General features: G+C 71.3%; 12 protein-coding genes and 1 pseudogene. 5 read left to right on the top strand and 8 right to left on the bottom strand.

Annotation, left to right across the window (positions count from 1 at the left end):
• A partial coding sequence (locus tag ABZ646_RS24655) for a bifunctional 3'-5' exonuclease/DNA polymerase (protein WP_360522765.1) occupies window positions 1-1,653 on the top strand: 1,653 nt, incomplete at its 5' end.
• Here the strand turns inward: ABZ646_RS24655 and ABZ646_RS24650 are convergent.
• The 5 genes from ABZ646_RS24650 to ABZ646_RS24630 form a co-directional block, all read right to left on the bottom strand.
• On the bottom strand, window positions 1,654-4,791 hold the full coding sequence (locus tag ABZ646_RS24650) for a BTAD domain-containing putative transcriptional regulator (protein WP_360522762.1): 3,138 nt from the start codon (window positions 4,789-4,791) through the stop codon (window positions 1,654-1,656). It lies immediately after the preceding gene.
• A 545-nt stretch (window positions 4,792-5,336) separates the two neighbouring features.
• Entirely contained in the window at window positions 5,337-5,549 is a 213-nt protein-coding gene (locus ABZ646_RS24645; protein WP_360522759.1) for a hypothetical protein, read from the bottom strand.
• Between the two features lie 287 nt (window positions 5,550-5,836).
• Complete coding sequence (locus ABZ646_RS24640) at window positions 5,837-6,307, bottom strand: VOC family protein (RefSeq protein ID WP_359008639.1); 471 nt, start codon at window positions 6,305-6,307, stop codon at window positions 5,837-5,839.
• Window positions 6,308-6,726: 419 nt separating this feature from the next.
• Entirely contained in the window at window positions 6,727-7,266 is a 540-nt protein-coding gene (locus tag ABZ646_RS24635) for a hypothetical protein (protein WP_188306453.1), read from the bottom strand.
• Between the two features lie 28 nt (window positions 7,267-7,294).
• Window positions 7,295-8,008: an SDR family oxidoreductase gene (locus ABZ646_RS24630; RefSeq protein ID WP_360522755.1), complete on the bottom strand. Its 714-nt coding sequence runs from the start codon at window positions 8,006-8,008 to the stop codon at window positions 7,295-7,297.
• 18 nt (window positions 8,009-8,026) lie between these two features.
• Here ABZ646_RS24630 and ABZ646_RS24625 point away from each other — a divergent pair, with 18 nt between their 5' ends.
• The 3 genes from ABZ646_RS24625 (at window position 8,027) to ABZ646_RS24615 (ending at window position 9,261) form a co-directional block, all read left to right on the top strand.
• On the top strand, window positions 8,027-8,374 hold the full coding sequence (locus ABZ646_RS24625) for a hypothetical protein (RefSeq protein ID WP_360522752.1): 348 nt from the start codon (window positions 8,027-8,029) through the stop codon (window positions 8,372-8,374).
• 6 nt (window positions 8,375-8,380) lie between these two features.
• Complete coding sequence (locus ABZ646_RS24620; protein WP_360522749.1) at window positions 8,381-8,716, top strand: MOSC domain-containing protein; 336 nt, start codon at window positions 8,381-8,383, stop codon at window positions 8,714-8,716.
• 308 nt (window positions 8,717-9,024) lie between these two features.
• A complete protein-coding gene (locus tag ABZ646_RS24615; protein WP_360522746.1) occupies window positions 9,025-9,261 on the top strand; it encodes a hypothetical protein in 237 nt (78 codons plus the stop codon).
• Between the two features lie 65 nt (window positions 9,262-9,326).
• Here the strand turns inward: ABZ646_RS24615 and ABZ646_RS24610 are convergent, their stop codons facing one another.
• Window positions 9,327-10,220 carry a glycosyltransferase gene (locus tag ABZ646_RS24610; protein WP_360522743.1) on the bottom strand — a complete coding sequence of 298 codons (894 nt, stop codon included), beginning with the start codon at window positions 10,218-10,220 and terminating at the stop codon, window positions 9,327-9,329.
• A 173-nt stretch (window positions 10,221-10,393) separates the two neighbouring features.
• A complete protein-coding gene (locus ABZ646_RS24605; protein ID WP_360522740.1) occupies window positions 10,394-11,191 on the bottom strand; it encodes an ATP-binding cassette domain-containing protein in 798 nt (265 codons plus the stop codon).
• A gap of 4 nt (window positions 11,192-11,195) precedes the next feature.
• Here ABZ646_RS24605 and ABZ646_RS24600 point away from each other — a divergent pair.
• Window positions 11,196-12,453, top strand: a pseudogene (locus ABZ646_RS24600) (DUF6183 family protein); the annotation flags it as partial.
• Window positions 12,454-12,521: 68 nt separating this feature from the next.
• Here the strand turns inward: ABZ646_RS24600 and ABZ646_RS24595 are convergent.
• Window positions 12,522-13,589 carry a sugar ABC transporter substrate-binding protein gene (locus ABZ646_RS24595; protein ID WP_360522737.1) on the bottom strand — a complete coding sequence of 356 codons (1,068 nt, stop codon included), beginning with the start codon at window positions 13,587-13,589 and terminating at the stop codon, window positions 12,522-12,524.
• Between the last annotated feature and the right edge of the window lie 285 nt (window positions 13,590-13,874).

The following is a 13,874-nucleotide window of genomic DNA, read 5'->3' as shown; positions in this document are numbered from 1 at the left end:
GGCGTGGATCTCGCCCCCCTCGGTCCGGACGGGCTGCCCGCCGGCCCGGTGCGGCGGGAGCCCGATCTCGCCGCGGCGGTCAGGGACCGCCCGGAGGTCACACGCTGGGTGTGGCGGTCGACCGCCGAGGTCTACCCGCGCCTGCTCGCCACGGGGGTGCGAGTGGAGCGGTGCTACGACATCGAGGACGCCGAGACACTTCTGCTGGGCCACGAGGGACGGTCGGGTGAGCCGCACTCGGCCGCCGCCGCCCTGGCCCGCCTCCGCGGCGGTCCCGTACCGCCCGATCCACCCCCGCGCGCGGCCGAGCCCGGCGCCCAGTCCCCGCTGTTCGAGCCGCACGGCGCCACGACCCCTCTGGCGCTCGGCGACCTCCTCGCCGTCTACGCCGAGCAGCAGCGGCGGCACGAGGGGGCCGAACACCCGGACCGGATGCGGCTGCTGACCGCCGCCGAGTCCGCGGGGATGCTGATCGCCGCGGAGATGAACCGCGCGGGCGTGCCCTGGAGCGCCGAGGTCCACCGCGAGGTGCTGCGCGAACTGCTCGGCGAGCGGTACGCGGGCGGCGGCGAACCGCGTCGGCTGGCCGAGCTGGCGGCCGAGGTGTCGGCCGCGTTCGGCAGGCGGGTCCGCCCCGACCAGCCCGCCGATGTGATCAAGGCCTTCGCCCAGGCCGGGATCAAGGTGAGGTCGACCCGCCGCTGGGAGATCTCGTCCGTCGACCATCCGGCGGTGAAACCGCTCCTGGAGTACAAGAAGCTGTACCGGATCTGGGTGGCGCACGGTTGGTCCTGGCTCCAGGACTGGGTGCGCGACGGCCGGTTCCGCCCCGAGTTCCACGCGGGCGGCACGGTCACCGGGCGCTGGGTGACCAACGGCGGGGGCGCGCTGCAGATCCCCAAGGTGATCCGGCGGGCCGCGGTCGCCGACCCCGGCTGGCGGCTCGTCGTCGCCGACGCCGACCAGATGGAGCCGCGGGTGCTGGCGGCGATCTCCCGCGACCCGGGTCTGATGGAGGTCGCGGGCCGGGAGGCCGACCTCTACCAGGCCGTCTCCGACCGCGCGTTCTCCGGCGACCGCCAACAGGCCAAGATCGCCGTCCTCGGCGCGGTCTACGGCCAGACCTCGGGCGACGGCCTGAAGAACCTGGCCGCGCTCAGACGCCGCTTCCCGAGGGCGGTGGCCTACGTCGACGACGCGGCGCGCGCGGGCGAGGAGGGCCGGCTGGTGCGCACCTGGCTGGGCCGGACCTGCCCGCCCGCGGCCGGTACGGGCGACGGCACGGAAGAGGGCGGCATGCCCCAGGAGGAGACGGAGGAGCCGTCGGCCGACGGCTGGGCTCCCGGCTACGCCTCCACCAACTCCCGCGCCAGGGGCCGTTTCGCGCGCAACTTCGTCGTCCAGGGCAGTGCCGCCGACTGGGCCCTGCTGATGCTGGCGGCGCTGCGCCGGACCTGCGCGGACATGGCGGCCGAGCTGGTCTTCTTCCAGCACGACGAGGTGATGGTGCACTGCCCGCAGGAGGAGACCGAGGCGGTCGTCGCGGCGATCCGGGAGGCGGCGGACCTGGCGGGACGGCTGACGTTCGGGCCGACGCCGGTCAGGTTCCCGTTCACGACGGCGGTGGTGGAGTGCTATGCCGACGCCAAGTGATCAGTCCCGTGCGGCCAGCAGGGCCCTCAGCTCGGCGAGGACATCGGCTTCGTCCGTGCCGTCCAGGGCCGTGAGGGCCTCGCGCCATACTTCGTACGCCTCGCCCGTACGCCCCTGCTCCCGCAGGAGCAGACCGAGTTGGTGGCGGGCGAGACCTCCGCTGTAGCGGTCGGCGCGGATGTCGGCGCGCCGCAGGAGCTCGGTGCACTCCTGGTGGGCGCGGTCCGGGCGGCCCAGCCCGCGCAGCGCGCGGACCAGGCCGAGCCGGGTCTGGGACTCGCCGTGCCAGTCGCCGTGCCCGCCGAGGATCCGCAGGCTCTCCTCGAAGTGCACGGTGGCCGCGGCCGGTTCGCCGAGGGTGAGATGGGCGAAGCCGATGTTGCAGTGCGCCGAGTGCTGCACGATGACGGCGCCGATCGCGTCCCCGATCGCCAGTGAACGCCGGTGCTGCTCGATGGCGGCCCGCGGGTCGGTGTGCTCGTAGAGGTTGCCGAGGTGGCTGTGGGTGACGGCCTCGCCGTAGGGGTCGTTCAGCTGCCGGGAGTGGTCCAGGCTCTGCCGCAGTGCCTCGGCCGACTCCTCGTACCGGCCGAGCCCTTCGAGGAGGAGGCCCCGGTTGTTCAGGCAGCGGCGGATCCAGGACGTCACGTCCAGCCGCCGCCAGATGACGAGCGCCCGGTCGGTCAGGGCCAGGGCCTCCCGCTGGCGGCCGGTCAGGAAGCGCAGCCCGGCGAGGTCGCCCAGGGCGTAGGCCTCGGCGGGTTCGTCTCCGAGGCGACGGGCGGCGGCCAGGGCGGCCGTGCCGAGCACCTCCATCTCGGCGACCCGGCCGCTGCGCAGGACGTACGGGAAGAGCAGCCGGACGAGCGTGGAGAGGTGGGCGCTGATCCGCACGTCCGGCGTGTCGGCGTACCGGGCCACCAGGGCGGCGATGTTCTCCAGCTCCAGATCGCCCCAGGCGAAGGCGTGCTCGACGCGTTCGAAGGGCGGCAGGGAGGCGGCGTACGGCTGGTGTTCGGGAGGCTGGGCGGTGGTGGGACGGCGGCGGTCGCCGCGGTCGAGGCCGGGTTCGAGGATGGCGACGAGGACGAGTTCGGCGGCGGCGGCGAACCAGCGCAGGGCGCGGAGCGCGGTCTCGGTGCGGTCGGTGCCCTCGGCCAGCTCCCGGGCGAAGTCCCGCACCAGGTCGTGCGGGGTGTACCGGCCGTACGCGGTCTCCTCCAGGAGGGCCACGTCGACCAGCCGGTCCAGGGCGGCCTCGGCTCGGTGCTCGTCGGTGCCGGTGAGCTGGGCGATCAGGGGGGCGCCGTAGGTGGGCAGGTCGAGGGCGCCGATGTGGCGCAGGGCGTCGGCGGCGTCCCGGTCGGACACGCGGTCGGCGGCGGCGAGGGCGTCGTGGGCGACGGCGAGGGACCGTCGGACGCTCAGGTCGTCGTATTCCAGGTGGTGCAACCTGCCTTCGGTGGCAGCCAGTTGACCGGCGAGCATGTCCGGGGTGAGGGCGCGGCGGGCGGCCAGCCGGGCGGCGACCACCCGCAGCGCGAGCGGCAGCCGGCCGGTGAGTCCGACGAGCGGGTGACCGGCGTCGATCTCCTCCCGTCCGCTGACCGCGCGCAGCAGCGCCGCACTCTCCTCGCCGGTCAGCGGCCCGACCGGGAAACGACGGGCGCCGTCCAGCGTGGTGAGCGGCGACCGGCTGGTGACGATCACCGCACAGCCGGGGCCGCCCGGGAGCAGCGGCCGTACCTGAGCGGCGCTCGCGGCGTCGTCGAGCAGCAACAGGGTGCGGGTGGGCGCCAGCAGGGAGCGCAGCAACGCGGCGGCCGCGTCGGGGTGTTCGGGGATGTGCCGGGGGTCGGCGCCGAGGTCCCGCAGCAGCGCGGTGAGCGCCTGACCGGGGGTGAGCGGGGGCATGCCCGGGGTGGCGCCGTGCAGGTGGAGGTGGAGCTGACCGTCGGGGAAACGTTCCTTCAGCTGATGGGCGACGTACAGGGCGAGCGCGCTCTTGCCGACCCCGGCCATACCGCTGACGACGGCGAGGGCGGGGCCGGGCGGCGAGGCGAGGGCGGCGCACAGTTCCGCACGGACGTCGGCGCGCCCGGTGAAGTGCACGGGCGGCGGCGGAAGTTGGGCGGGCGGGGGTGCCGGGGAGTCGCCGCGCGTAGAACCCGGGGCGGAATCCGCGGGTTCATCGTGGTCCGCAGCTTCCGGGCGACTGTCCACGGGTGCGCCCCAAGGGGGCGCGGGGAACCGCACGACCGGCCGCGCCGTACCCGCACCGGCACCCGCACCACCACTGGCACCGACGTCGCCGCGGACTCCGTCGCCGCCGTCACCGGGCGCGGGGTCCGGTGCGCTCCCGTACGAGGTGTCCTCCCCCACCGCTCCGCTCCCCCTCAGCACCTCCACGTGGGCCTCCCGGACCCCCGCCCCCGGCTCGATGCCCAGCTCGTCCCTCAGCCGGTTGCGCAGGTCCCGGTGGACGGCGAGAGCCTCCGCCTGCCGCCCTGTCCGGTGCAGGGCGAGCATCAACTGACGGTGGTAGGCCTCCCGGAGCGGATACTCGGCGACGAGCGCCGCCAGCTCGGGTACCAGGGCCGCCGGCCGGTCCTCACCGAGGGCGAGCTCCGCGTCGTAACGCCACTCCAGCAGGAGCAGCCGGGCCGCCTCCAGACGCTGCACGAAGGCGTAGCCCCCGAAGTCGGCGGGAAGTCCGCCGAGCGGGGTGCCGCGCCAGAGTGCGAGCGCGTCGGCGCAGGCACCCAGCACCGGCGCCCACTCCTGTCGCCCGTGCGCCGCACGCGCCTGTACGACCAGGGCGTCGAACACGTCGACGTCCAGCTCACCCTCGTCCAGCCGCAGCAGGTACCCGGGCGGTACGGCACGCAGCCGCTCCGGGTCGTCGAGGAGCCGGCGCAACCGGGTGACGTGGTTGTGCAGGGAGGCCTGCGCGGACACCGGGGGCGCCCCGCCCCACAGCGCCTCCTTGAGCGACTCGACGGAGACCACCCGCCCGGCGTCGAGGAGCAGCGCGGCGAGCAGCGCACGCACCTTGGGACTGCCGATGGGCCGGGCGCCGTCCGCGTCGACGAGAACAGGAGGCCCCAGCAGTCCGAACCGCAGCTCGTACCGCCGCATCGCTCCGCCCCATCGCCTTCCCGCACGGTCATGGCAGACCGCGCCGCACGGCGGAACTGCCCGCCGGTCCCTGGATCCTGCCCGTGGATCGTGGCGGAATCCCATCCGGTCGGGGTCGGATTCCCGCCATCTTCTCCGTGCCGGTCGGAGCCGGAAATCCGCAGGATTTCCGGCCTGCCCCCGGAGTTCTCCGACGGCTTCGCGCCAACTGGTCGGCGACTTCCGGGAGAACCGCTGGCCACATGTTAGCGATCCGTTGGCGAGCCTTGATGTGATCTTCGCATCGGATCGGGCCCGACGGCGCGAGCGCATGTCGCGCTGACTCGGGGGAGTGTCGCCGCAGGCCTGGATCCGGGGACGCGAGAGGGTTCCGGTCGGCGGAGGTGAACGACCGGGGCCCTCGTCCCGTTTCCGGAACCGTCTTCCAGAGGGCGGAATGAGAGATTATGTCCGTTCTGTCGTGCCGGAAAGTGTGGCCTTGTTGCACTGCCGCCGGTCACGGGGCGGCTGGCATGTTGAGGCGGGTGCGCGAGTGACCGCAAGCCCTACAAGAGCGACCTATCCGACGAACGCTGGGCGCTGGTCGAGCCGGTGATCACCAGGTGGAAGCTGTTGACTCGGTCGGGATCGCGCGGCGTCTCCAGCGTGACCGTCGGCTTGTCGTCGGTCGGACCGCCACCGGCGTTGATGACGATCCAGGTGTTGGACAGAGCGACGACGGTCGGTACTCCGCCGAAGATCGTGGTGCCGCCGAGCACCTCGGTGTAGAAGCGCCGGGAGCGCTCTACATCGTCCTAGACGATGAAGTGTCCCAGCAGAACCCCATCGATGGGCGGCGGGAGCTCGACCATCTGACACCCCCACTGGCTTGTGTCATCCCACTGACGACCGGATCGAAGTAGACATGACCCTCTGCATGCATAGCATTACCTTGCGACAGCTTGTTCTCTGAAATTCCGATCCTCTTCTCGGCCCAGATCGGGCTTCCATCTCCCGCGATTCGCGGGCAGGTGGGACTCGCCGAGTGTGGCCGGGACCCCGGCATTCACTCCGAATCGCCAGCGCGCGTACTTGACGGCCAGTGAGCGGGCGACCAGTCTCCCTCGGGGTCGGTAGTCTGCCCTACTTCGATCAGGTGGCCGTCGGGATCGCGGATGTAGCAGCGGATCTCGTACTCGTGCTGTTTCGGCGGTGTCAGAAACTGAGCGCCCCGGGCGCTCCACTCCGCGTACAAGGCGTGGACGTCCTTGACCCGGATATTGAGGAAGCTGCTGACCCGGTCGGGATCGCGTGGCGTGGCCAGGGTGACCGACGGCTTGTCGTCGGTCGGGCCGCCGCCGACATTGATGATGATCCAGCTGTTGGCCAGGGCGACATAGGTCAGCCCTCCGGGGCCAGAGTAGGCCACCCGGCCGCCGAGTACTTCGGTGTAGAAGCGCCGAGAGCGCTCGACATCGTCCGAGACGATGAAGTGGGCCAGCACAATTCCTTCTGGCGGTGGGGGGAGCTCGGCCATCTGGTACCTCCGCAGGTCGGTCTCATAGCCCGTTGACCGCGAGGCCTGCAGGCGGCGTTGACATGAGCGGGATTCAGCGTTGCTCCAGCATTCCCTCGAAGAAGCCAATAATTCACGGCATCACCCTTCCGGCAGATGCGCGGGCTGTCGCCGCAAGTCACCGAACGCAGGCACTGGCCGGGGCCGCTCGGCCAGGATCGCGTTGTGAGGCGCCTTCAGAAGGTGGGTAACGGCTGGCGGACCTCGCGCACCCGTCGTGGCTGCGGGTGGCCGGTCCCTCGCGGACGAGGAAGGTCGGTCCAGCGGCAAGGTTGTACCGGGCGAGCGGTATTCGGGCACCGAGGTCCGGTCCAGTCCGGGCCGTATCGGTAAGTCATCTCGGCGGTGACGATCGGCACGCCGTCACCGCGGATCGCGGACTACAGTTGCCGCGAGAACACGGAAGCCCTGCTCAGCAACCAGAAAGCGCTGCTCGTGCCGACGCCGTAGGCGAGGTGGGCGGTCAGATCATCACCCAGCGTCTTCGCATCGTAGGTCCAGATGGGTTTGTAGAGTCCCGCGATCGGAAGTACCACGTATCCGCTGAGCCACACGAGCGCGCCGTACGGGAGCCCGTAGAGGACGTGGGGCTTGCGCAGCGAGGCGCTGACAATGCCGTAGAAGGCAGCGTTGCCTACTCCGTAGGCCCAGTGCATGAACGTGCTGACGGGGAACGCCGCGCCGTCCGGCAGCTCGCTCTGGGTGAAGGCCTCGGCCAGGCGCTTGGCGACCTGGCCGGGATCCGGCGCCTCCTGCCAGCTGCGAACCGGGGCGAACTCCCAATGCAGGGCGTTGTGTTCGCCGCCGGCTCGTCGCTGGCGCAGGAACCGCACGGTGTCCATGCAGACGGTGCCGATCACTCCCGCCGCCAGACCCGCACCGACGGCGCCGAGCGGAGTCAGCTGCTTGCGCGTGCGCATGAGTCGATCACTCCCGATCCCGGTTCTTTCAGAAGCCGGCGCTCTGGCCGCCGTCGACGTGCAGGATCTCGCCGGTGACGAACGAGGCCTGTTCGAGGTACATGACCGCCTCGACGACGTCCTCGATCTCGCCCATCCGCCCGAGCGGGTGCAGCGCGGCGAGCGTGCCGCCCGGGTCGTCCGGGTGCAGCGGAGTGCGGATGACGCCGAGTGAGACGGCGTTGGCGCGGATCCGGCGCGCCGCGTATTCGATGGCCAGTTCCTTCGTCGCTGCGGCCAGGCCGCCTTTGGTCAGCGAGGTGAGCGCCGCGGGTATGCGTGCGTTGGCGCGGTCGACCAGCGACGTCGACACGCACAGGACGTGCCCGCCATCGCCGCCGGCGAGCATCGCAGGGATGGCGCTGCGCGTGACGTCGAAGAAGCCGCGCAGGTTGACGCCGGTCACCAGGTCGTAGTCGGCGTCGGTGTAGTCGGTGAACGGTTTCTCCATGTAGACGCCGGCGTTGTTCACCAGCGTGTCGATCCGACCGAAGCGATCCAGCGCCTGCTCGACGATCTGTGCACCGGTACCGGGCCGGCTCAGGTCGCCGGGCACGGCGAGCACGTCCGCATCGTGCGACGAGGGGATGGACCGCGCGGTCGCGACGACGGCGTACCCACGCCCGCGGTACGCGTCAGCGAGGGCCGCACCGATGCCTTGTGACGCACCGGTGACGATTGCCACCTTCTTCTCCGAGCTCATCGGCATGTCCAAGCTGAGGTGCTCACGCTGGAAGTCTCCGGCTCACGGCGGGCCGCGCACGACGACTGCGCCCACCGGTTCTCACCCTACGTCCGGCCGAGCCCCGGCGCCCGCGTGGAGCTCATCGGGTACGGCCGGCGGCCGACCGCACGACGCTGGACGCACCGCCCTGCCGAGCTGGGAGGAGCACAGGTCATGGCCGCTCTGATCGCCGTGAACGTCGGCACGCCGAGGGGCGTCCCCTGGCACGGCAGGACCACCCGCAGCGGCATCTGGAAGCACCCCGTCGCCGGGCCCGTGATGGCGCGCCGGCTCGACCTGGACGGCGACGGCCAAGGTGACCTTGCCGGGCACGCCGGCGAGTAGCGTGCCGTGCTGGTCCACCAGTTGAGCTCCTACCGCCATTGGCAGGACTCCCTGGAACGGAACGACTTCACGTACGGCCAGTTCGGCGAGAACCTCACCGTGGACCGACTCGCCGACGACGAGGTGTGCATCGGTGACCGCCACCAGATCGGCGGTGCGGTCGTCGAAGTCAACCAATCCCGGTTGACGTGCTACCGCGTGGGGTTGCGGCTCGGCGAGCCACAGATGGCCGCCCTGCTGCTGTCCCATCGGCACCCGGGCCCTCTCCATGCGGGTGCTGACGGAAGGGCGGGTGCGGGCCGGGGACAAGATCGTGAAGTCTCCTCGGGTCTGAGGAGATGACCGTCGCGGAGATCGACGCGCTGCTCTGCCTGCGGCCACGTCGAGTACGCCCCGCAGTCCCGGGACCCCCGCTGGAGGAAGCGCGCTCATCTGCTGTTCGACGTCCCCGGCCGCGGCCCGGCCGGCCGAGCCGACCGACGTGGTCCTGGACGTGTGACCGGATGCGTCCGTGGTCGAGGGCACCACCGCCGACGGCGCGAGACGAGTCCGAGTCCGCCGACGGAGCCGCGGGTTGCGTGCGGTCGGCGCAGCTGCCTAGCGTGGTTGTGGTGGGGAGGGAGAGATCACCGGCGGGGCGAGTCGGTTGCGTGGGGCATCCCGCCGAAACCACTCCCTGCTTCACCGACGAGGAGGAGGATGGCGTCGGACTGGCCGCCAAGGCACCATGGCTGCTGGAGACCGACGTGAAGGCGAAGGTCGGGGTCAAGTTCGGTCGTGGTCCGGTCTGGGAGCCCTACATGGTCGAGGACCGAAACCTGGTGACCGGACAGAACCCGGCCTCGGCCGCGGTCCTCGGGAACCGGATGCTGGAGATCCTCAAGTGACCCAAGGTTCCACAGTTACACGATCTGGCGGCACCGAAACGGACATCACGTCACGTACCGCCCTCTCAGATGATCGGCGGGCGTCCGAGTCGGGTGAGGTGCCAGACGGTGCGCCAGCGCATGGGGCGCCGCTCCCCCGCGGGCTCGCGCAGGCCCTCCGTGAAACCCCCGAACCAGGCCTTCAGCCCGCCCGCCGAACGGGTGCGCAGCAGCGTGATGAGTATCCAGACCCCCAGGTGGACCGGGATCAGCGGCAGCGGCAGGCGGCGGCGGGTCAGCCAGACCCGGTTGCGAGCGGTCACCCGGAAGTAGACGGCGTGCCGCGCGGGCGACGTACGGGGGTGCCTGAGAAGCAGCTCGGGTGCGTAGAGGATCCGCCAGCCGGCGTCGGCGGCCCGCCACGCGAGGTCGGTCTCCTCGTGCGCGAAGAAGAACTCCGCGGGCCAGTCGCCGATTTCGGCCAACATGTCCATGCTCAGGGCGTGACCGCCGCCGAGGAAGCCCGTGACGTAACCGCCGCGCAGGGGGTCGGCGTTGCCGACGCGCGGCACGTGCCGCCGCTGGGTTTCGCCGTGTTCGTCGGCGATCCGGAAGCCGACGATGCCGAGGCGGGGGTCGGCCGCGTACAGGTCGCGGACGTGCCGGAACACCTCGACGTCGACGAGCATCCCGTCGTCGTCCAGTTCGACGACGACGTCCACGTCACCGAAGGCGCGCAGCCGGGCGAGGGCGACGTTGCGGCCGCCGGGGCAGCCGAGGTTGTCCTCGACCTCGACGAGGGTCACCTCGCCGGGCAGGTCGAGGCGGTCGGCGAAATCGGGGAGCCGGCAGCCGTTGCCGACGATCACGATCCGGGCGGGGGCGAGGTCCTGCTTGGCGACGGACCTGAGCAGGGCGTCGACTTCGTCGGGCCGGTTCCCCATGGTCACCACGGCCACCCCGAGCCTCGGCTCCACCATGCCCCTCACCCCATCCGGCCGACAGCGGTGCCCGTGCCTGACCGCACGCCACTCACCGTTCACCAAGATGTTGCCCCAGGTGTGACGGTAGTCCTGACTTCGGTCTGATCCACACCCTCTTTTGCAGCGATTTTCCCTGGGCTGCGCCCGTCACCGAGGGAAGAGACCGGGGCTCAGGCGCCGGAGCGAGGCGAGCGCGGCACGGCCGTGGACCGGGCGTACCAACGGCCGTCATGTGCCTCCACCCGAATGGGCCGCCCGAAGCACTCGGTGAAGTTCTCCGAGGTCAGCACGGATTCCACGGGCCCGGAGACCAGTTCCCGGCCTTCCTTCAGGAGGAAGGCGTGCGAGGTGGAGGGCGGCAGCTCCTCCGGGTGATGGGTGACGGTCACCGTGGACAGCACCGGCCGACTGGTCGCCAGGCCGTACAGCGCGTCCACCAGATCCTCCCGGGAGGGGAGGTCGAGCGCGTTGAACGGTTCGTCGAGCAGCAGCAGGGACGGGTCGGACATCAGGGCGCGGGCGATGAGGATCCTGGCCCGCTGCCCGCCCGAGCAGTCACCGAAGGCGCGCCCCGCGAGCTCCTTGCAGTCCAGCTCGGCCAGCAGCGCCGCGGCCCGTTCCCGGTCCGCAGGGTCGTACATCCGCCACAGGGGCTGCACCGTTCCGGTCGCGCCGGTGAGGACCACGGTGTGGGCGGTGGCGTCCAGGGGCACCTTCTGCGCGGCGTTGACGAAGCCGATCCGAGCCCGCAACTCCCGTACGTCCACCCTGCCGAGCCGATGACCGAGTACCTCCACGGTCCCGGTGGTGGGGTGGATCAGGGCTCCGGCGAGCCGCAGCATGGTGGACTTGCCGGCGCCGTTCGGCCCGAGCAGCGCCCAGTGCTGCTCCCTGCGCACGGTCCAGTCCACCGAGTCCAGGATCACCTCCTGACCCGTCGTACGACGGTGCACGCTCACCCCCGACATCGAGATGACGGGACCAGAAACGCTCTCACCTGCGAAGGAGCCGGCCACCCTGGGAGCCTACCCGCAGGAGCCGCCGGAGCGCTGCGAGTTGATCTATGGTCCGAGCAAGGTCTCGCCCGCGTGCCGAGGCGTGCGCATCGCGACAGCTCCGCAGACCGGCGCAAGCCCCGACCCGACGGGCATGAGGCAAGGAGACTCCACCATGCGCAGCGACATGACCGGAAGGGTCAGGACATCAATGGACGGCGCCCTCTCGGCTGCGTCCGCACTCGGCGAAGAGATCCGGCACCGGGTCTCGTCCGGAGACTTCGCATGGGCCACGCGGCTCGGCGCGGAGCTCGCCCGGCGGGCCGCCCATGAAGGCGAGGTCTCGTCCGCCCACGCCTTCCTCCTGCACCGGTTGCAGACGGTTCTCAGCACGACGGCGGGACAGCAGAGCCTGCGCGCCCTGCTGTCCCTGCCGAGCAGCCTGCGGACCGAAGAGCCCGCACGGACCAGGGCCGAGCGGCGCCTTGCCCACCTGGTGGCCCTGGGACACCGGCCTTCGGACATCGTCCCGGTCGTCTACGGCGAGCGGTCCGGCACCGCCGCGTCGGACGAGTTCAGGGCCTGCCTGTTGCAGGAGCTGGTACTCGTGGGCGCGGGAACATCCGCTCGCCGCCCTGCCGCTCCACCCGCTGCCGGCGGAGCGGGCGCTGCCCGGGCCGACGCACGCAGACCCCGACCGGAGGTGGGCCCTGCCTCCGGCAACGGTGGAGCGGCACGGCGACCGACCCGAACTCCGTGTCACGCCGGACATGCGTCGGCGCGGTGCCGCGGTCGATCCGGTGGACATCACCGTTCCGGAGGTGGCCGAGGCCATGAGCGCCGCGGTGCGGCACTGGCTCGCCGAGTCGAACGGCGTGGCCGCCGCGCAGGAGTTCTGGTCCGCGTCCGCCGTCTCACCGGACGACTTCGCAGCGGTCTTCGAGCGGCTGCCCCTCGCGGCGTGGCCGACGGGAGAGGCCAGGGCCCGGCTGCACCCGGCCTCCTCCGACAGGGTGCTCCGGGTGCTGCTCACCACGGCGGTGCGCAGCCCCGCCTACGGCACCGGCATGTTCGGTGCGTACGGGCGGCTCGCGGTCTGGCGCTCCCTGGGCGGCCTGGTCGGCGCCGCCCCGGACGCGCCGGTCGACGACACGGCCTTGCTGGTCGAACAGGCGCACTGCTTCATCGCCGACCCCTCGTCGGCCTGGTTCCACCAGGTGGCCTGGGACCTCGCCGTGGCCGCCCTGCGACCGGGAGGGCAGGAGATCGCAGTCCTCACGGCAACGGACACCGATGAGAGCGGTCAGCCGAGACTGTTGCCCCACAGAGACGTGTCGGTGCTCTTGAGGCTGGGGACGCCGCCGTACGTGCCGCCGTCGGCGGTGACGAGCGGGGCGGAGAGCTGGTCTTCCAGAAGTCCGCCGCGGACCCGCACGATGGTGCTCTCGTGGTCGGTCCTGCCGGGCTTGAACGTCTTCCCTTCGATCGCGGCCTTCAGGTAGGACAGGGCGTACTTGGCGTACAGGTCGACCGGCTGGGACACGGTGGCGTCGATGTCGCCGTCGGAGATGTCCTTGAGCTCCCTGGGGATGCCGTCGTTGGACACCACGAACACGTGCTTCGGGTCCCTCGGGCCGACCGACAGCCCCTGCTGCCTGAGCACGTGGAGTGTGCTGGAAAGGGCGAAGCTGGCCTGCATGTAGATGCCCTTGATGTCCGGGTCGGCGGTCAGGTCGGCCTGGAGCTTCTGCGCGGCGACGTCCCCGTCCCAGTCGGTGACCTCTCCGAACACCTTGATGTCCGGGTAGTTCGCCTTCATGCATGCGTTGAACCCCTCGGTGCGGTCACGGCCGTTGACCGATGCGAGGTCGCCCTGGAGCATCACGACCTTGCCCTTGCCGCCCAGCTCGGTGCCCAGGTACCTGCACGCCTTCTCGCCGTAGGCGCGGTTGTCGGCGCGGACCACCATGTAGACCTTGCCGGTGTCGGGGCGGGTGTCGATGGTGACGACCGGGATCCTCGCCGCCTGCAACTGCGCCAGGATCGGCGCGATGGCAAAGGTGCTCTGCGGGGCCATCGCGATGCCCTTGGCGCCCTGGAGGATGAGTGTCTGCGCGTCGGCGGCGAGCCTGGCGACATCGTTCTGCGAGTTGGTGGTCCTGAGCGAGAGGCCGAGTTGCCTGGCGTACTCCGGCGTGTACTTGATGTACGCGTCCCAGAAGTCGGTGTCGGAGCGCGGGTAGTCGACGCCGACAACCGGCTTGCTGCCGCTCGACGCGACCGTGCTGCCGGAGCCGCCGCCGCAGGCGCTGAGCAGCGCCAGTGCGGAGAGGGCGGAAGCGGTGCGGCGGAGGACGGATCTGGGCCTCATCGGTACTTCCCTCGCGCTGGGTCCCGAAGCGCCTGCCGTCTACTCCTCGGAAGGGCCGGCTGTGAAATCCCAGGTCACTCGGACCACATTTGTCCCTTTGTCCAATATACCCACCCTCTGTTCACGGCCGTCGCGGTCTGCCGACCGCACGAGGTACGGCCGGGTCACCGCCCACCAACTCCCGCCTCCGGCGGGGCCTCACGGGCATCACCCACACCTGCCGGACGGGGTACAGCAGGTACGCCTGCGGTTGCTGTCGCGGGCCGCGGGCGGTCAGGAGGCACC

Source organism: Streptomyces sp. NPDC007162 (assembly GCF_040634175.1).
GTDB lineage: Bacteria > Actinomycetota > Actinomycetes > Streptomycetales > Streptomycetaceae > Streptomyces.
The sequence above is the reverse complement of the archived record's forward strand: the minus strand, read 5'-3'. Positions and strand labels throughout refer to the sequence as shown.

What these genes read in the sequence shown, in the direction of transcription:
- ABZ646_RS24650 (WP_360522762.1), bottom strand. Translation starts at nt 4,791, where the DNA reads ATGCGGCGGTACGAGCTGCGGTTCGGACTGCTGGGGCCTCCTGTTCTC.
- ABZ646_RS24640 (WP_359008639.1), bottom strand. Translation starts at nt 6,307, where the DNA reads ATGGCCGAGCTCCCCCCACCGCCAGAAGGAATTGTGCTGGCCCACTTC.
- ABZ646_RS24635 (WP_188306453.1), bottom strand. Translation starts at nt 7,266, where the DNA reads ATGCGCACGCGCAAGCAGCTGACTCCGCTCGGCGCCGTCGGTGCGGGT.
- ABZ646_RS24630 (WP_360522755.1), bottom strand. Translation starts at nt 8,008, where the DNA reads ATGAGCTCGGAGAAGAAGGTGGCAATCGTCACCGGTGCGTCACAAGGC.
- ABZ646_RS24610 (WP_360522743.1), bottom strand. Translation starts at nt 10,220, where the DNA reads ATGGTGGAGCCGAGGCTCGGGGTGGCCGTGGTGACCATGGGGAACCGG.
- ABZ646_RS24605 (WP_360522740.1), bottom strand. Translation starts at nt 11,191, where the DNA reads ATGTCGGGGGTGAGCGTGCACCGTCGTACGACGGGTCAGGAGGTGATC.
- ABZ646_RS24595 (WP_360522737.1), bottom strand. Translation starts at nt 13,589, where the DNA reads ATGAGGCCCAGATCCGTCCTCCGCCGCACCGCTTCCGCCCTCTCCGCA.